Annotated in this window: 13 protein-coding genes, 3 tRNA genes and 1 pseudogene; 4 read left to right on the forward strand and 13 right to left on the reverse strand. The window is 45.3% G+C overall.

What is annotated here, in order from left to right; genetic code table 11:
• Window positions 1–27 precede the first annotated feature (27 nt).
• Together NQ564_RS18585 and gltA are read left to right on the forward strand one after the other, a co-directional pair.
• Window positions 28–825, forward strand: a complete 798-nt coding sequence (locus NQ564_RS18585; protein WP_008152648.1) for a sulfide/dihydroorotate dehydrogenase-like FAD/NAD-binding protein — start codon at window positions 28–30, stop codon at window positions 823–825.
• Between the two features lie 18 nt (window positions 826–843).
• Complete coding sequence (gene gltA, locus NQ564_RS18590; RefSeq protein WP_008152646.1) at window positions 844–2,313, forward strand: NADPH-dependent glutamate synthase; 1,470 nt, start codon at window positions 844–846, stop codon at window positions 2,311–2,313.
• Window positions 2,314–2,399: 86 nt separating this feature from the next.
• On the opposite strand, the gene NQ564_RS18595 is transcribed toward gltA, so the two are convergent.
• The 13 genes and pseudogenes from NQ564_RS18595 to prmC form a co-directional block, all read right to left on the reverse strand.
• On the reverse strand, window positions 2,400–4,418 hold the full coding sequence (locus NQ564_RS18595; RefSeq protein WP_008152645.1) for a RagB/SusD family nutrient uptake outer membrane protein: 2,019 nt from the start codon (window positions 4,416–4,418) through the stop codon (window positions 2,400–2,402).
• Window positions 4,419–4,429: 11 nt separating this feature from the next.
• A complete protein-coding gene (locus NQ564_RS18600) occupies window positions 4,430–7,627 on the reverse strand; it encodes a SusC/RagA family TonB-linked outer membrane protein (protein WP_008152644.1) in 3,198 nt (1,065 codons plus the stop codon).
• A gap of 985 nt (window positions 7,628–8,612) precedes the next feature.
• Window positions 8,613–8,741 (reverse strand): annotated as a pseudogene (locus NQ564_RS18605) (nucleotidyltransferase family protein); the annotation flags it as partial.
• A gap of 93 nt (window positions 8,742–8,834) precedes the next feature.
• Window positions 8,835–8,907, reverse strand: a tRNA-Gly gene (locus NQ564_RS18610).
• Window positions 8,908–8,931: 24 nt separating this feature from the next.
• A tRNA-Leu gene (locus NQ564_RS18615) sits at window positions 8,932–9,016 on the reverse strand.
• Window positions 9,017–9,037: 21 nt separating this feature from the next.
• Window positions 9,038–9,110: transfer RNA gene (locus NQ564_RS18620), tRNA-Gly, on the reverse strand.
• A 95-nt stretch (window positions 9,111–9,205) separates the two neighbouring features.
• Window positions 9,206–9,661, reverse strand: a complete 456-nt coding sequence (locus tag NQ564_RS18625) for a Rieske (2Fe-2S) protein (protein ID WP_008152638.1) — start codon at window positions 9,659–9,661, stop codon at window positions 9,206–9,208.
• 6 nt (window positions 9,662–9,667) lie between these two features.
• On the reverse strand, window positions 9,668–11,005 hold the full coding sequence (gene argH, locus NQ564_RS18630) for an argininosuccinate lyase (RefSeq protein ID WP_008152636.1): 1,338 nt from the start codon (window positions 11,003–11,005) through the stop codon (window positions 9,668–9,670).
• 11 nt (window positions 11,006–11,016) lie between these two features.
• Window positions 11,017–11,427: an SRPBCC family protein gene (locus tag NQ564_RS18635; protein WP_008152634.1), complete on the reverse strand. Its 411-nt coding sequence runs from the start codon at window positions 11,425–11,427 to the stop codon at window positions 11,017–11,019.
• A gap of 6 nt (window positions 11,428–11,433) precedes the next feature.
• Window positions 11,434–12,075: an orotate phosphoribosyltransferase gene (pyrE, locus tag NQ564_RS18640; RefSeq protein WP_008152633.1), complete on the reverse strand. Its 642-nt coding sequence runs from the start codon at window positions 12,073–12,075 to the stop codon at window positions 11,434–11,436.
• 116 nt (window positions 12,076–12,191) lie between these two features.
• The gene (locus NQ564_RS18645) at window positions 12,192–12,884 is read right to left on the reverse strand and encodes a ComF family protein (RefSeq protein ID WP_039848354.1); all 693 of its coding nucleotides are present in this window, start codon (window positions 12,882–12,884) and stop codon (window positions 12,192–12,194) included.
• Entirely contained in the window at window positions 12,859–13,350 is a 492-nt protein-coding gene (locus NQ564_RS18650) for a regulatory protein RecX (RefSeq protein ID WP_008152629.1), read from the reverse strand. The genes NQ564_RS18645 and NQ564_RS18650 overlap by 26 nt, the downstream gene beginning before the upstream one ends.
• The gene (prmC, locus tag NQ564_RS18655; RefSeq protein WP_039848437.1) at window positions 13,347–14,195 is read right to left on the reverse strand and encodes a peptide chain release factor N(5)-glutamine methyltransferase; all 849 of its coding nucleotides are present in this window, start codon (window positions 14,193–14,195) and stop codon (window positions 13,347–13,349) included. Before prmC ends, NQ564_RS18650 begins: the two co-directional genes overlap by 4 nt.
• Before the next feature lie 267 nt (window positions 14,196–14,462).
• Between prmC and ribD the strand changes: the two genes are divergently transcribed.
• Together ribD and NQ564_RS18665 are read left to right on the forward strand one after the other, a co-directional pair.
• The gene (gene ribD, locus NQ564_RS18660) at window positions 14,463–15,506 is read left to right on the forward strand and encodes a bifunctional diaminohydroxyphosphoribosylaminopyrimidine deaminase/5-amino-6-(5-phosphoribosylamino)uracil reductase RibD (RefSeq protein WP_039848436.1); all 1,044 of its coding nucleotides are present in this window, start codon (window positions 14,463–14,465) and stop codon (window positions 15,504–15,506) included.
• Window positions 15,507–15,577: 71 nt separating this feature from the next.
• Entirely contained in the window at window positions 15,578–17,005 is a 1,428-nt protein-coding gene (locus tag NQ564_RS18665; protein WP_050771068.1) for a DUF6242 domain-containing protein, read from the forward strand.
• Window positions 17,006–17,037: the final 32 nt, after the last annotated feature.

Raw genomic sequence — 17,037 nt, forward strand, 5'->3', positions numbered from 1 at the left:
GACTAACTATCAATAGTAGCGATTATAATGAATAAAATTGTAAGTAAAGAACATTTCTCTGCCAACGTAGTGAAACTGGAAGTGGAAGCACCTTTGATTGCCCGCTCCCGTAAGGCAGGCCACTTTGTTATCGTGAAGGTGGGTGAGAAGGGCGAACGTATTCCCCTGACCATTGCCGGAGCTGATACCACGAAAGGAACTATCACACTTGTGATCCAGGCTGTAGGCGGTTCGTCAAAGAAGATATGCGAACTGAATGCCGGCGACTATATTACCGATCTGGTCGGTCCGTTGGGGCAAGCTACCCATATCGAGAAAGTCGGTACGGTCGTATGTGCCGGAGGTGGTGTCGGTGTGGCTCCTTTATTACCGATTGTAGAGGCTTTCCACAAAGCGGGCAACCGTGTGATCGTAGTGCTGGCCGCCCGTACGAAGGACCTGGTTATCTTGGAAGAGCAGATGCGCGCCAATTCCGATGAGGTGATCGTGATGACAGACGATGGTTCTTACGGTACAAAAGGTTTGGTGACGAATGGCGTGGAAAGTGTGATCAACCGTGAAAAGGTGGATCTGTGTGTGACGATCGGTCCGGCTATCATGATGAAATTCGTCTCTGCCCTGACGAAGAAATACGAGATCCCGACAGTCGCCTCTCTGAATACGATTATGGTGGACGGGACCGGAATGTGCGGCGCTTGCCGTATTACGGTCGGAGGGAAAACGAAGTTCGTTTGTGTGGATGGACCGGAGTTCGACGCTCACCAGGTAGACTTCGATGAAATGTTGATGCGCCTCGGTGCTTATAAAGATATTGAAAAGAAATAACAAAACCACAGTAAACAAATGACAACAGAAGAACTGATCGCTGCCCGTCGTGCCGAACCGTGGAGAGAAGCACTGCGTAAAAGCAAAAAAAATAAAGAACGCACGGATATTCCCCGTGTGGAAATGAATGAACTGGATGCGGAATACCGTAGCCATACCCGTCTTGAAGAGGTGAACCTCGGATTGACGAAAGAGCAGGCCATACAGGAGGCCCAGCGTTGTTTGGACTGTCCGAATCCGACTTGTATGCAAGGATGTCCGGTAAGTATCAATATCCCGACGTTTGTGAAGAACATCGAGCGGGGCGAGTTTCTGGAAGCGGCTAAAGTGCTGAAGGAAACAAGCGCGTTGCCGGCTGTTTGCGGTCGTGTATGTCCGCAGGAAAAGCAGTGCGAGAGCAAGTGTATTCATTTGAAGATGGGGAAACCGGCTGTCGCTATCGGTTACTTGGAACGTTTTGCCGCCGATTATGAACGGGAGAGTGGAAATATTTCCGTTCCGGAAGTAGCGGAGAAGAACGGCATTAAGATTGCCGTTGTCGGCTCAGGTCCCGCCGGCCTTTCGTTTGCCGGCGATATGGCAAAGCGCGGCTATGACGTGACGGTATTCGAAGCTTTGCACGAAATCGGTGGTGTGTTGAAATACGGTATTCCCGAATTCCGCCTGCCGAATAAGATTGTGGATGTAGAAATTGAAGGGCTGCGCAAGATGGGTGTGAAGTTCCTGACAAATTGTATTGTAGGTAAGACGATCAGCTATGACGACTTGCATACGGATGGTTTCAAGGGGATCTTCGCTGCCAGCGGCGCCGGGCTTCCTAACTTTATGAATATTCCGGGAGAGAACCTGGTCGGGGTGATGTCTTCCAACGAATACCTGACACGTGTCAATCTGATGGATGCTGCCAATCCGGATAGTGATACGCCTGTCTTGCAGGGTAAGAAAGTGGCTGTCATCGGTGGTGGCAATACGGCGATGGACTCGGTCCGTACAGCTCGCCGCTTGGGTGCCGAACGTGCCATGATCGTTTATCGCCGTAGTGAAGAAGAGATGCCCGCCCGATTGGAGGAGGTGAAACATGCCAAAGAAGAAGGTGTGGAGTTTATGACCTTGCATAATCCGGTCGAATATCTTGGTGACGAACGGGGCCGTGTCAAACAGATGCGCTTGCAGAAGATGGAGCTGGGTGAACCGGATGCTTCTGGACGTCGTCGTCCTGTACCAGTCGAAGGGGCGATCGAAACAATTGATGTGGATGAAGTGATTGTCAGCGTCGGTGTTTCTCCCAATCCGCTTATCCCGCGTGCTTTTCAAGGATTGGAAGTAAGCAAAAAGGGAACGATCGTGGTGAATGAAGAAAATATGCGCTCTGCCTTGCCTGATGTATATGCGGGTGGCGATATCGTCCGTGGTGGCGCAACCGTAATCCTGGCAATGGGTGACGGTCGTAAGGCTGCTGCTGCAATGGATGAAGCATTAAAGGGATAAGAAAAGTTTTTTATAGGAAAATAAAAAGGGGCTGTCGCATGACCAGCCCCTTTTTTAATAGTTCTTTTTATCTGTACTATGCTATTTTACTCTCCAAGCCAGAATGGACCTTGAACCAATGTGGGATCCTTGTCTATTTCTGATTGATGTATTGGATACCAATAGAATTTACGAGGGTAAACGCGATCCATGTACTTTGTGCGTTTAAAGAATGCGTTATCTCCTTGATCTGTATACTCGGTTCCATAATAGTTCATCCCATGATCTGGACCATTAACGCCCCAATCCGGGTTTTCACCCTGCTCATTCATGTTACCGATACCATAATGAGCCGTTTTCCAGCGACGTAAATCATGATAACGGATACCTTCACCCACAAATTCCACTCGTCGTTCTTTGTGTATTAAACGTCGCACTTCTTTTTGGTCGGCGAAATTGATTTTAATGCGGGTAAAACCATTCTCATCCGTACCGGTTCCATATTCGGCAATACCTGCCCGATGCCGGATCTTATTTAAGTTGTTGAGTATTTCTTGTTCATAACTCATGCGTTCCGAACATTCGTTTAGGGCTTCTGCATAACTGAGGTAAGCCTCAGCCATACGGAAAATGATAGCAGGACGATAAGGGTGGTTGTTATCACGAGGAATGTAATCCAATGACACTCGACTGCGGTTTAGGTAACCGTTTTGCGGAGCATCGTGTGTCGGTCCTCCATCCGGTCCTCCATACAAAAAATTCGTATTACGATTTTCCCATTTGAACCATTGCCCGTTCCATACGACAGTCAGATAGAAGCGAGGTTCACGATGACAATACATGTTAAATGTATTGGGCTGTACAATCAGGCGCTTTCCGTCACGTTCCGGTGTCACATCCGGATAATTATTATCATTGTAACCATCCATTAAATAATAATCGGTCTCTCTATATTCAGGCTCTGTAGAAAATCCTTTTTCACTATATAATGGCGCATTCGGATTGATCTGCGGACTGCCGTCTGCATTATATCCCAGTATAGGTTCCGTACCGTCTTCCATGAAGAAAGCATCTACTAGCGATTGGGTGACTCCTAAACCGCCATTGCCACCACAACCACGTGGGGTTCCGTGCTGCTCCCAATCTCCATAGGTCCCTTTTGGACGGAACCAAAGAATTTCATTGTTTCCTTCACCTTCTGTCCGCATTGTAGCTCCGTAACAAGACATGAAAGGATCCACTTTGCCACTTTCTTTGTCATTTGTGATATACAACCCTTTTCCTTGTTTTTCGGCTTCGGTGATCAATAGTTTGCACGCATCAGCCGCTTTTTTCCATTTGCCTGCATCATAAGTTTGGCTGAAACGGTTTTCTCCGTCAGAGTTTTTAAAACCGAGATACCATTCATTCCCATTTACCAACGGACTTGCTGCAAATAACAATACGCGGGCACGAAGTGCCAATGCTGCTAATTTAGTTGCGCGGCCGCCATATAAAGTACTCCAACTGTCCGGGAGGACTTTCGACAATTCCAAGAATTGATTATCCAGCCAGTCGACCATCCATTCAAAACTCTTCTGTCCACGCATTAGATCCGGAGAATCCGAAGTCATGTCATCATCGTAATAAGGAACAGCTCCATAAGCCAAAGTCATCATCCAATAGTAATACGCGATCATGAAACGACATTCGTTTTTCATCGTTTCCACGTCACTTTCCGTCACGTTTTGTTTGGGTAAAGCCTTTACGTTATCCATGAAAATATAGGCCTGTCGAATATATTTGGACATTGTCCAATAGGATCCGCTCCAACCGGAATTAGGTTCCCACTGTCCTACGCGAAACCCTAATCCGCAGTCACTTCCCCAATAGGGCAACCAACCCTGTGAAGGAGTGATATCATTTGCCAGGATTTCGAATGCATCATAACGTGTGTAATCCCAATATGGATCCCTAATACCTTGATAAACACCGGCAAGCCAGTCTTCTGTCCGGGTTTTGTCATCGAATATCATGTCTATTGTAATAATGTCGTCCGGTGCATTGTCTATAAAATCCGTGCATCCGTTTAAACACATACATAATGCTGCCAAACCAATATACTTGCCAAATTTTGTTTTTTTCATTTTTCTTATTTTTAGAAATTAACATCAAAACCTACTGAAAATGATTTCATTATCGGATACTTTGTACCTACGGCTGTGTCGACCTCGGGATCCCATAAATCAAATTTCGAGAAAGTGAACAGATTGCTGCCTTTCGCATATAACCGAATGTTTGACAGACCGATCTGTCGTACCCAGGATTTTGGGAATGTATAGCCGATTTCTATATCTTTTACCCGAAGAAAACTCATGTTTTCTAACCACCATGTAGAGTTTCGAACATTATTTTCGCTTTTTCCCCATGTCAGGCGTGGGTAGTACACATCTTGACTCGGATTTTCAACAGTCCAACGGTCTTGATAATTAGTCAGGATATTCCCCATAGCACCCATTGTCTCACCGGGTGTGAACTTGTTACTACAACCTCCTTTAAATCCGTAGGTCATCCCATTCCCTTGGAAGAATATATTGAAATCCAGATTTTTATAGCGCATATTGGCACCAAATCCATATACGATCTGAGGATCGTATGTTCCTCCGATGGCTGTTTCGTCCAAAGAACTGACCACTCCATCTCCATTTACATCTTTATATTTAATGTCACCGGGGCGAACCGGACCGAATGTATGGGCCGGAATATCCTTATTTACAACGTAACCGCCGTTCTCGGCAACCAGATAATCACCGTTGGCATCTTTTTGGAAATCATCAAAAGTAAACAGTCCCTCATCGACTAACCCGAATAGCTGGTTGACTTTTTCTCCTGTCCGTTGACGATTCGTCCCCATAACACCTAATGCTTCATCCTGTTCGATAATTTTATTCTGGGCATATGTAAAGGAACCTCGAAAGCCTACATATAGATCTTTATTGATTTGTTTATTTACGTTTAGTGCTAAATCGATTCCCTGGTTATTCACTTTTCCATAATTGGCCCATGGTGTATTTCTGAATCCCGCTGATGTCGGAATATTGTTTCGTTTCATGAAGATGTTATACCTGTGTTCAAAGAAATAATCCACTTGAAAATCAATCATATTCCATAAACCCAACTCGAATCCGGCATTGGTTTTCGATACGGTTTCCCATGTCAAATTAGGAATCCCGAAATCACCTTCAAAGCGGGAATTACGATGATAATATTGTCCGTTGGTTCCCCAGTCGTAACCCGTTCCATCTTCTCCCAATGTTGTCTGATAAGCAAAGCGACGTCCATCTAACTGGTCGTTACCCGTCAGACCGAATGATCCTCTAAACTTGATTTTGCTGAACGTGTCTTTGTATGGTTCCATAAACTTTTCTTCTGAGAGCAAGTAACCTATTGCGACAGAAGGGAAAAATCCGAAACGATACCCTTTTGCGAAATTCTCTGATCCGTTATAACCGAAATTAAGCTCTGCAATATATCGATTGTCATAGGTATATGATGCTCGTCCGGCAATACCCATACGCCGATAAGGCACAATATCGTACGATTCTTCGAATTGTTGGTAATCTCGTTGGTTATACAAGAACAAGCCTTCTACTTGATGTTTTCCGAATGTTCGTTCATAATTTAAATTCAGTTCCACATAAGTTGCTTTGTTTCCCCAGTCATTGTCTTCAGAAGTACTCAAAAATTGTTGTCCGTAACTGGATATGTTCAAAATCAGGTTCCCATTTTCATCACGTTGTGTGGCTGGCTGATATAAATCCGGTGTTTTTGAACGAGTCACGCCTGAACAGGAATAGCGGTCAAATGAGAAGATTCCCTTTATTTTCAGTCCAGGAGTAATAAATTTCAAGTCTTGCTCTAATGCAAACAATGATTCGATTTTACTTTGGGAGGTCGTCGCATACCCTTTTTGAGTAACCTGTACGTACGGATTCACCCGTTGGTTGACTACCGGAAAATAGATATTGTCATCCTCCTTATAATAGGCCGGATGTATGAATGGAGGGGTTTCGAATGCTCCCGAAAATGCATCATCAGAAGATATTGCCATTTTATTCATCTCCTGTAGATAACCACCGACACTGACTGTCAGTTGCGTTGTTTTTGTGATGTTGATGTCTACGTTCGAGCGTAAGTTGAATTTATTCAGATGCGTTCCGCTATTCCAGCTTTGGCTCTTGTCACGTTCGAAAATGCCTTGTTCGCCATAATATGATCCGACCACTGCATAGCGTAAAATGTCGGAACCTCCGTTGACTGTAATATCCGCGCGTTGATTCATGGCAAAGTCTTTCGTAATCAGGTCCATCCAATTTACATCCGGATATAAATCCGGGTTATCTCGATTTATGTAGTGATTGATCGTTTCCTGCGAATAGGGAGATTGCTGTTGGCCGTTATCTTTTGCTATTTCATTCAATAATGTCAGATACTCTGCTGAACCGATGTAGTTGGGTAATTTTGTCGGTTGGGTGAAACTTTGTTCGAAATGGACGTTGACTGTGGGTTTCCCTAATTTTCCACGTTTAGTTTGCACCAGAATAACCCCGTTTGCTCCACGTACTCCATAAACGGCTGAAGCAGATGCATCTTTTAGCACGGAAAATGATTCGATTTCAGCCGGGTTCAAGTCATCGAGTGTTCGTTCAATGCCGTCGACCAATACCAACGGACTGGTTCCTGCTCCTTGGAAAGATGAAATACCGCGGATCCAAAAATTGGAACCGTCTGATCCCGGTTCGCCTGATCGTTGCACGGCAATTACGCCAGCTACATTTCCTGCCAAATTGTTACTCAAGGCACGTGTTGTACCTTGGCTTAATACTTGAGGTTCGATGGTTGTGATCGAACCTACTATTGAAGCTCGTTTTTGTGATCCGTAACCGACTACAACCACTTCATTCAAACCTGTTGAAATTTCCCGCATGTTCAAGTTGATGTTGATTTGGTTGCCGACAACAACTTCTTGCTCTTCAAATCCGATGTAAGAGAATACCAATACAGTACTTCGGCTCGGGACTTCTAAAAAGTAATTGCCATCTATGTCGGTTGTCGTGCCGACGGTCTGCCCTTTTATCACGATATTCACTCCTGAAAGAGGTTCTCCTTGTGCATCTCGCACTGTTCCATTTACGTGGATTCCTTCTTTTTCTATAAACTTTTCTACTGTAGGGAGTATTCCTTTTTCATGTCTGTCTGACCATTTGTCGTTGGCATAAAGATAATTTGTCCCAGATAGTAATGCACACACGATGCATGTTAATGGTAATTTTTGATTTAATTCATTTTTGATCATGTTCTTTACGGAATTATAGATTCTACGTTAACTGTTGTTGCTTTAAAAGCACTCTCTTTTTTTGTTTTTTTTATATCATAGGCCTAATTGATTAGATTTATATATAACTTCCATAGTCCTTGAAAGACTATGGAGTTTTTTCGTGAAAAAAACTTGCATGTGAGAAATACATCCTTTAATTTTGTGAAAGGATTGTATTAAAAAGGGCTTCATTCTAAAAAAGTCTTTGAAAACTACAATTATATATCCATAGTCTTTCAAGGACTATGGCATTTGCCTTTCTAGCTTTGTTAAATACCGGGGATATATCTAATTCTACGAATCCTGAAGTTGCGTAATGAGAGGAGTAAAGCAACTTGTATTCAAAAGAAATGGATTCACAGCCTTCTGTTGTACTTTTTGTACGAAGAAAAATGCAACATAGAACGACACCTGGCATTCTATGTTGACATCTATTTGATAAATAATATATTAGCTGGTGTCGATGTAAGTTTTTAGGTCGACACCACATCGGCACCTTTTTCTGACACATCACCATATGTAGACAAGTAATCAGCCAACTATCCCGTTTCCTGTAATCAACTAACTCAAAACATGCCAAGAACTAAATGATAGCATATAGTAAAGTAGATATAGATAGTTACTGCCTGTTGGCAATAGGTGGTACTACCTATTGGTAATATGTAGTACTATGTGTCTATAATAGATAGTACTACATATAAGTAATATATAATATGTCATGAATTAGTTCACTATGACTTTTGAAGTAGTTTATGGTAGGTTCCGGATTAGTTGTTAATGAGAACAGGCTGACTCCAGGCGAAGTCTCCGGATACAAAAAGGTGTCGATGTGGTGTCGACCTCCAAACCTACATCGACACTGGTTAATATATTATTTATTAGACTGATGACAACAGAGGATGTCGGTGTCGTTCTCTTTTGTATTATTTGTGTTTATGGAAAGGAAGAACGGATTAATTCAGTATCACACATAAATCCCCTCTTTCTCAATGCGGTTTCTCAAAAAAGAATCCATGTGATCACGCAATCGGACAATATCGACATTACAACCGAATAGAGATTGTAAATCTTCTTTTATATGTACCAAAGCGAACTTCACAAAGATACGCATTCATGTGCCAAAAGCAAATGGTAGGAAAGTAAAAAGCCCCGCTATTCCTAAGAATAACGAGGCCTTTTGGAAGCGAGCGGAAGACGGGACTCGAACCCGCGACCCTAACCTTGGCAAGGTTATGCTCTACCAACTGAGCTACTTCCGCAAAACATATTTGCTCAAACTTGTGTACTCGAAGCGGGACTTGAACCCGCACAGCCGCAATGGCCAAAGGATTTTAAGTCCTTCGTGTCTACCGATTCCACCATTCGAGCATCCCTTTCTCTTAAGAGATGAGCGGAAGACGGGACTCGAACCCGCGACCCTAACCTTGGCAAGGTTATGCTCTACCAACTGAGCTACTTCCGCATTGTTGCATTGTTTTCGTTTGCGAGTGCAAAGGTAGATGAAATTTTTGTTTCTGCAAATATTTGGAATAAAAAAATGCTTTGTCCTGCATTTTTTTAGTTTCTCACAACCCATTCCTGTCTGTCGGACGATATTGGAGCCATATAATATTTTCTTAATGGATATTGCGATACACCCTTTGTCGGTGCTCCGGTCCCATAACCGATGTCATATTCGGTTCCGCATTCCGGGCAAATCGCTTTTCCTGCATTGTCAGCTTCTATGATGATATTCTTTTTGGCTTCGTGGGGGCAGCACAAGTCAAATGCATAGTAGGTTGCATTCCCGTAATTGTCGATCCCACATACGACCAAAACACCGGAAAAACCCGTCCTTTCTCCGGCGGTACGGGCTTTGGTGATGGATTTGTGATGATACATGCCTACCAGATCATTGTCGCCAAAGCGCAGGTCTATTTCCAAATAGACCGGTGCATAAGGAATGTCCGATTCTTCGAATTTGGAACATGAACAAGCGAATAATATAAGTAAGCAAAATAAAAATCGTTTCATTGTTTATTAGGATAACAGCTGTTGTTCAGCCTCGTTTACTCTATTAAACGCGAAACCGTCCATAATATTTTGCATCAAAGCGGAAACTTGGTCATTACATAAATTTCCGATACTTCCTTCGTGCGTGTGGTGAACTTTCTTGACAGGGATGAATTTACCCGCTTCGATGTTCAATCCAACCTGCTTGTAAGCATCACGGAAAGGTACGCCTTCCAGCACAAGGCGGTTCACTTCTTCCACACTGAAAAGGAGTGCATATTTGTCATCGTCCAGAATGTGCTCGTTCACTTTTACTTCCCGCATCATGTGTGTGACCATGCGAAGACAATCCTTCAACTCGTCGAAAGAAGGAAGGAATACTTCCTTTATAATCTGCAGGTCGCGGAAATAGCCCGACGGAAGGTTGTTGCTGATCAGCGTGATCTGCTGGGGCAACCCTTGCAACTTGTTGCATTTGGCACGCGTCAACTCGAATACGTCCGGATTCTTTTTATGCGGCATGATACTGGAACCTGTCGTGAACTGGTCCGGCAACTTGATGAAACCAAAGTTCTGGCTATTGAACATACATGCATCGAAAGCCAGTTTGGAAAGGGTTGCCGCAATTCCCGCCATGGCAAAAGCCACGGTACGTTCCATCTTGCCGCGTCCCATTTGGGCATACACGACATTGTAGTCGAGCGAGTCGAAGCCGAGCAAATCCGTTGTCATCTGGCGTCTCAGCGGGAAAGAAGAACCATATCCGGCCGCAGAGCCCAACGGGTTGCGGTTACAAACCTTATAGGCAGCCTGCATCATCTGCAAATCGTCGGCCAGGCTTTCGGCATAGGCACCGAACCAAAGTCCGAAAGATGACGGCATGGCAATCTGTAAATGCGTATATCCGGGAAGCAGCACATCCTTATACCGGTTGCTCTGTGAGATCAACACCTCGAACAGGCCGGATACGAGCTCCACGACTTCCTGAATCTGTGCACGGGTGAACAATTTCAGGTCCAGCAACACTTGGTCGTTGCGTGAACGCCCGCTGTGTATCTTTTTACCCGTGTTACCTAAACGGCGTGTCAGCATCAGCTCCACTTGCGAGTGGACGTCTTCCACGCCTTCTTCAATTACAAACTGGCCGCTGTCGGCAACGGCATAGATATTTTTCAGTTCGGCAAGCAGGACCGTTAGTTCCTCTTTGGTAAGCAGCCCGATGCTTTCCAGCATGGTGATATGAGCCATTGAGCCAAGTACGTCGTATTTGGCGAGATAGAGATCCATCTCACGGTCTTTGCCTACCGTAAAGGTATCCACTTCCTGGTCTACCTGAACATTCTTTTCCCAAAGTTTCTGAGCCATCAAAAATACAATTAATAAGGCAGGGATGCCAGTATGGTCGATATTCTATCGATCGCATCCTGCAACGGTTTTGATACCATTGGTTTGATAAACGGATTCAGTTCGGCGCGAACGGTCAGTTTCATCCGTGTGTCGTTCTCTTCCACCTGTTTCAGTTGAATCCAGAGGAACAGGGGAACAGGAGAGTTCGTAGTCGTGAATTTGATCGTTTTGTTCGGTTCACGTTCCACGATCTGGAAGGTTATCTTACCTACCGGTGCGACGGAAAAACTGCAAGAGTCTTTGTCGAATTCGAAATCTTTAATCTTATCCTCAGGTATGCGGTCCTGCACCTTTTCCAGGTTGGATAGGTCGGACAGCATATTAAAAATACGATCCTCGTTAAAGGGGATCGTTTTCACTTCACTAACAAATTCAGTCATTTCTACTTACTTTGCTTCGGGATTCCAGTTTGCCGGATCTTTGCGCCATTCCTGAAGGACTGCGATTTCGGATTCGTCAATGTAATCTGTACGCAATGCTTCTTCCAGGACTGCATCGTAGTTGCTCAAAGTCGTCAGTGTTACTTTTGCCTCTTTGAAAGCCTCTACTGCAACAGGGAAACCATACGTGAAGATGGCAACCATGCCGGCAACGTCGCAACCGAAATTACGGACGGCCTGTACTGCTTTCAAACTGCTACCGCCTGTAGAAACCAAATCTTCTACGATCACGACTTTTGAACCTGGCTTCAGTTCGCCTTCAATCAGATTTTCCAATCCATGATCTTTAGGAGTTGAACGGATGTACACAAACGGCAGACCCAGCAGGTCGGCAACTAATGCCCCCTGGGCGATCGCTCCGGTTGCAACACCGGCAATAGCATCGGCATTTTCGTATTTTTCGCTGATGGTGCGAGCTAGTTCCAATTTAATGAAACTTCTGATTTCCGGATAGGAAAGTGTCTTTCTGTTGTCGTTGTAGATTGGTGATTTCCAACCGGATGCCCATGTGAAAGGATTGGCCGGCTGCAATTTGACCGCCTTAATCTTTAATAATCTCTCTGCTACTAATCTTTCCAGTGTTTTCATACAACCTAATAAATATGTTTATATCAGTCCGCAAAGGTAGACAAAGGGAATGAGATAACCTTGTAGTTCTTCAAAAAAATAAGCCATACATATTGTATAACAGGTTTAGGGTGAGTTTAGGCTACGGCTATGCCTAATATACTGATCCGGATGCCGGATATGGCTTTCATAGCTTCTGCACAGGCGTTCATGGTGGAACCGGTCGTAATAACATCGTCCACCAGTAGGATGTGTTTGTTTTTCAACGTGTCGGTGTTCTCTACACGAAAGATGTCCTCTACATTTTCCGATCGTTCGAATATCTGCTTGCGGGTTTGGCTTTCGGTCTTTTTGATGCGGGACAGAGAAGAGGTGTCGACCGCGATTCCGGTGACGGACCGGATGCCGCGTGCGATCCATTCCGACTGGTTATAACCTCTTTGCCTCATTCTTTTCGGGTGGAGTGGGACCGGCAAAAGGAGATCGACGGTGTCGAACAGCCCTGTCTCCCGGTAGGTGGTAGCCGCCATGCGTCCCAGTTCGTATCCGAGTTTTTTGTTCCCATGATATTTTAAGGAATGGATCAACTTTTGTCCGCTGCCCCCTTTCGTGAAGTGGAGCAGAGCGGTGGCGGCGACGAAAGATGTTTTTCCCTGTAAAAGCAGACAGACCGGATTCGTCTCCATATCCGTAAAATGCGTGTAGGGCAAATGATTCGAACAATGCAGGCAAATATGCTCTTCTCCTTCCATCAAAGACCTCTGGCAAAGCAGGCAGAGGCGGGGATAGAAAAGGTTGAGGAGGTCATTCAAAATCATCCTCGTAGTCATTCCCGTTGAACAGTTGTTTCAGGCAGCGGCTTGTTTCCCTTGTTTCGAAACCGCGTCCGGCGGCGAAGCGGAGCAGTTTGGCGTAAACCTCCCGATCGTCCTTACCACGGGTTGCTTTCTTTTTGCTTTTCAGGAGAGAAAGGAGGATGGAGCGATATTCTTGTTCGTCGATACCTTCCAGCGCTTCCGAGCGGATACTGGACGGAATGCCTTTCCGCTGCATCTCGTAGTTGATCTTGACACGTCCCCATTTGTTGAAGCGCAATTTGTCGTTTACGAAATAGCGTGCAAAACGGCTTTCGTCGATGAAACGTTCTTGTAGCAGGCGGGAGACGATCCGGTCGCTTTCTTCCCCGGCCAATCCCGCCGCTTTGATTTTCTTTTCGACATCCTGGATGCAGCGTTCGCTGGCAGAACAGTAGGCGGCTGCCCGGTGAAGCATTTCAGATTCACTGATTTGTTTCATTTGCGTGCTTTTATGATCCGGTCCCTGCCTGACAGGTCTTGGATCAATTCGATATTCTTGTAGCCTTCTTCCTCCAGCATCTCGACAACCATATTGCTGCATGCCGCATTGATTTCGAAGTAGAGTCGGCCGTTTCTTCTCAGTTTTTTCTTTCCGAAATGGGCGATATGCCAATAATAGAGCAGCGGGTCGTTGTCAGGGACGAAAAGAGCCAGGTGTGGTTCGTAGTCCAGCACGTTCCGCTCCATGTCTTTTTTTTCTTCCTCCTTGATGTAGGGCGGATTGCTGACGATGACGTCCAGAATGAACGGGATGTCCATTTCCGCTTTCTCCGGGTCCAGGATATCTGTCTGGATGAAAGTGACTGTTGTGTTGTTGCGTTTGGCATTCCGGCGGGCGGTTACGAGCGCTTCCGCCGAAATGTCCGTCGCAATCACGCTAGCTTTTTTCAGATGCTTCCGGAGTGTGACAGCTATGCAGCCGCTTCCCGTTCCGATATCCAATATCTTGATCTTTTTATCTGCATTGTCGAGGATGACCTGCTCGACCAGTTCTTCGGTTTCCGGGCGCGGTATCAGGACGGACGGGTCCACTTCGAACTGAAGGCTGTAGAAATCGGCCGTCCCTAATATGTATTGGATAGGCTCCATCTGCTTCAAACGTTCGACTATGTCATGAATCCGGCTTTTTTCGCTTTCTGGCAGTTCTTTGTCTTTACAAAATAAAAAATGATGCGGCTGAATATTACAAACCCGCTCCATAATTAAACGAACCAGGCTGCTGACCTCGGAGGATGGGTATAAATCCCTCAATGATTCCTTAATGTATGCGATGGTTTCAGTCATATTTTGTTTTTGGGCAAAAGTAAGCATAAGATAAATTGCAACCAAACAAAGAAAGAATTTTCCGATATCGAAACAAAGGTTTCCTACTGATGAAACAAAAATTTCCCTACGGTGAAAATATATTTTCCCGCCAATGAAAATTTATTTTCACTATAAGGAAAAGCCTGAAAATTTATTTTCAATTCTTTTTCAGACTTGAAACTTTTTCCCTTTTCCCGCTGGTTTTTCATAATCTTTGTACCTTTGTTGAATAAAGAACAAAAGAAGATGGTTGTCGAAGAGAAATATATGGCCCGCTGCATCGAGCTTGCACGGGGAGGAGAAGGTAATACGGCTCCGAACCCGATGGTCGGTGCGGTGATAGTGCATAAAGGGAAGATTATAGGAGAAGGCTTTCATCGTAAATGTGGCGAAGCACATGCCGAAGTGAATGCGGTGGCCTCTGTCCGGGATGAAGCGCTTTTGCGGGATTCCACTATCTATGTGAGCCTCGAGCCCTGTTCTCATTACGGAAAGACACCTCCCTGTGCGGAGTTGATTATAAAGAAAGGTATCCCGCGTGTCGTGGTCGGTACTTTGGATCCGTTTCCGGAAGTGTCGGGGCGGGGAGTACGTATGCTGCGCGAGGCAGGTGTCGAAGTCGTGACGGGAGTGTTGGAAGAAGAGGCTCGTACCCTGAATCCGGCTTTTATGACTTTCCAGATACGGAAACGTCCTTATGTTTATCTGAAATGGGCCCAGAGCGCAGATGGCTTTATGGATGTCCGGCGGGAGGATGCTACTGAATCCCCGGTGCTTTTGTCTTCTGCCGAGACGCTCCGAAGAGTTCACCGGCTTCGTTCCGAAGTGGCGGCCATTATGGTCGGGACGCGTACGGCGTTGTTGGACAATCCGTCGCTGACCGTGCGGCATTGGGCGGGTCAGTCTCCGGTCCGGGTGGTGCTCGACCGGACATTGAAGTTGCCGGCCGGTTCGCATCTGCTGGATGGCATGGTGCGTACGCTCGTATTTACAGCCGCTGAAGTCGAAAGCCGACCGAATGTCGAGTATGTGCGGATCGATTTCGAACAGGAGGTCTTGCCGCAAGTCTTACAATATTTATATGAGCAGAATTTGAATTCGTTGATGGTCGAAGGAGGCGCGGGACTGCTGGAAAGTTTCCTTGATGCCGGCTTGTGGGACGAGGCTTGGGTCGAAACGGCTCCGGCTGTTCTGGGTGCGGGGGTGAAAGCACCTGCTGTTCCTGGCGTGTTGACCGGTACGGAACAGAGGCACGGACATCTTTTGGAAACCTGGAAACAAAAGGTTTAAAATGAACTTTATAATTCGTAACGACACTAAAATATTATAAATATTCCCCTATATGAGGTATAAAGCAAAAAATGTTTCTACTTTTGTGCCTTTATATGCAACAAACTTATTTTTTGATGAAAAATAGAATAGTACTGTTTATAGCCGGATGTTGTGCTCTGTTATTGTCGTCATGTCTGGGTTCGGATGATACGCAATATGAGCTGAGTAAAGATTGTCAGATTCTATCTTTTTCTTTGTCGAATGATTCTATCCCGGAACTGAAGAATGTCGTTTTTACGATTGATCAGGTAACCGGACATATCTTCAATATAGACTCCATGCCTTATGGGACGAAGCTGGATGAAAAAGTGATTTGTACGGTTAAGCTGGCTTCTACGGTATATACGTGCCAGGTCATGCAGGAGGCAATCAGCGATACGCTGAGCTATTGGAACCTGGAAGACTCGCTGGACTTCTCCAAACCGGTTAAGTTCGTGAATACGTTGTGGGATGGCCAAACCACAAAGACATACATCGCACAAGTCAATATCCATCAGGTTCTGCCTGATTCGATGGTTTGGGGCATTTATAAGGAAGGCATTGCGGACGGTGCTGTCAAGGAAGAAAAAGTCGTTGTTTTCGGTGAAGGAAATGACGAGTCTTATTATATGTACACGCAGCCTGTAAATGCAAGCGAAGGCTACCAGCTGTACCGTTCGGCTGTCGCTGACGGTAAGAACTGGACGAAACTGACTGTTTCGGGACTTCCTGTCGGAGAAATCCGTTTGTCACAGATGACCGCTTATGAAGATGCGTTTTATGTCGTTACGACGAAAGGTGTCCTTTATAGTTCAGCCGATGGCCAGACTTGGTCTCCTGTTGAAAATTCTCCGGTGATAAAAGCCCTTTTGGGTACTATCGATGTGGACGATGACTTTACGGCGGCCGGCAAGCAGCCGTCAGCCCTTAGCGCGGTTATCGACAAGGATGGCACGCTGGTTTACGGGTATATGAATGAAGCGAAGGTATGGAACGAAGGAACTCTTCTGAACGAAGGCTTCCCTTTGACCGGTTTCGGTAATCTTTCCTATAATTCGATGTTCCGTGCCCGCCTGTTAGTGGTTGCCGGAAGAGATAAGGACAATAAACTGACGAATACGGCTTGGGCGACGGATGATGGCAAAGTCTGGGCGAAGTTGACGGATGACGAAACGGCTCCTTTTGATAAACAGGAGGGTGTCGCAGTAGCGGAATATGACGATAAGATATTTATGTTGAGCGGTATCAATGAAGCGGGTAAGGCCTCTTCTGATATTTACCTGTCACGTGACGGAGGCGTCAACTGGAGCCTGTCGGATTCACTGGTCGTAATGCCGCAGGAATTCAAGGCAAGAGGGTTCTCTTCTATCTATGTGGATCAGGATAATTATATGTATCTTTTCGGCGGAAAAGAAACCAATAGTTCGAATGTATTGAACCAAATCTGGCGCGGCCGTATTAACCGCCTGGGTTTTTAAGCATAAAGAAAGTTCGTGGAGGACCATATAAT

This window comes from Parabacteroides johnsonii DSM 18315, from assembly GCF_025151045.1.
GTDB classification, from domain to species: domain Bacteria; phylum Bacteroidota; class Bacteroidia; order Bacteroidales; family Tannerellaceae; genus Parabacteroides; species Parabacteroides johnsonii.

What these genes read in the sequence shown, in the direction of transcription:
- NQ564_RS18635 (WP_008152634.1), bottom strand. Translation starts at nt 11,427, where the DNA reads ATGACTGAATTTGTTAGTGAAGTGAAAACGATCCCCTTTAACGAGGAT.
- argH (WP_008152636.1), bottom strand. Translation starts at nt 11,005, where the DNA reads ATGGCTCAGAAACTTTGGGAAAAGAATGTTCAGGTAGACCAGGAAGTG.
- NQ564_RS18585 (WP_008152648.1), top strand. Translation starts at nt 28, where the DNA reads ATGAATAAAATTGTAAGTAAAGAACATTTCTCTGCCAACGTAGTGAAA.
- ribD (WP_039848436.1), top strand. Translation starts at nt 14,463, where the DNA reads ATGGTTGTCGAAGAGAAATATATGGCCCGCTGCATCGAGCTTGCACGG.
- NQ564_RS18650 (WP_008152629.1), bottom strand. Translation starts at nt 13,350, where the DNA reads ATGAAACAAATCAGTGAATCTGAAATGCTTCACCGGGCAGCCGCCTAC.
- NQ564_RS18595 (WP_008152645.1), bottom strand. Translation starts at nt 4,418, where the DNA reads ATGAAAAAAACAAAATTTGGCAAGTATATTGGTTTGGCAGCATTATGT.
- NQ564_RS18645 (WP_039848354.1), bottom strand. Translation starts at nt 12,884, where the DNA reads ATGACTACGAGGATGATTTTGAATGACCTCCTCAACCTTTTCTATCCC.
- NQ564_RS18625 (WP_008152638.1), bottom strand. Translation starts at nt 9,661, where the DNA reads ATGAAACGATTTTTATTTTGCTTACTTATATTATTCGCTTGTTCATGT.
- NQ564_RS18665 (WP_050771068.1), top strand. Translation starts at nt 15,578, where the DNA reads ATGTTTCTACTTTTGTGCCTTTATATGCAACAAACTTATTTTTTGATG.
- pyrE (WP_008152633.1), bottom strand. Translation starts at nt 12,075, where the DNA reads ATGAAAACACTGGAAAGATTAGTAGCAGAGAGATTATTAAAGATTAAG.
- prmC (WP_039848437.1), bottom strand. Translation starts at nt 14,195, where the DNA reads ATGACTGAAACCATCGCATACATTAAGGAATCATTGAGGGATTTATAC.
- NQ564_RS18600 (WP_008152644.1), bottom strand. Translation starts at nt 7,627, where the DNA reads ATGATCAAAAATGAATTAAATCAAAAATTACCATTAACATGCATCGTG.
- gltA (WP_008152646.1), top strand. Translation starts at nt 844, where the DNA reads ATGACAACAGAAGAACTGATCGCTGCCCGTCGTGCCGAACCGTGGAGA.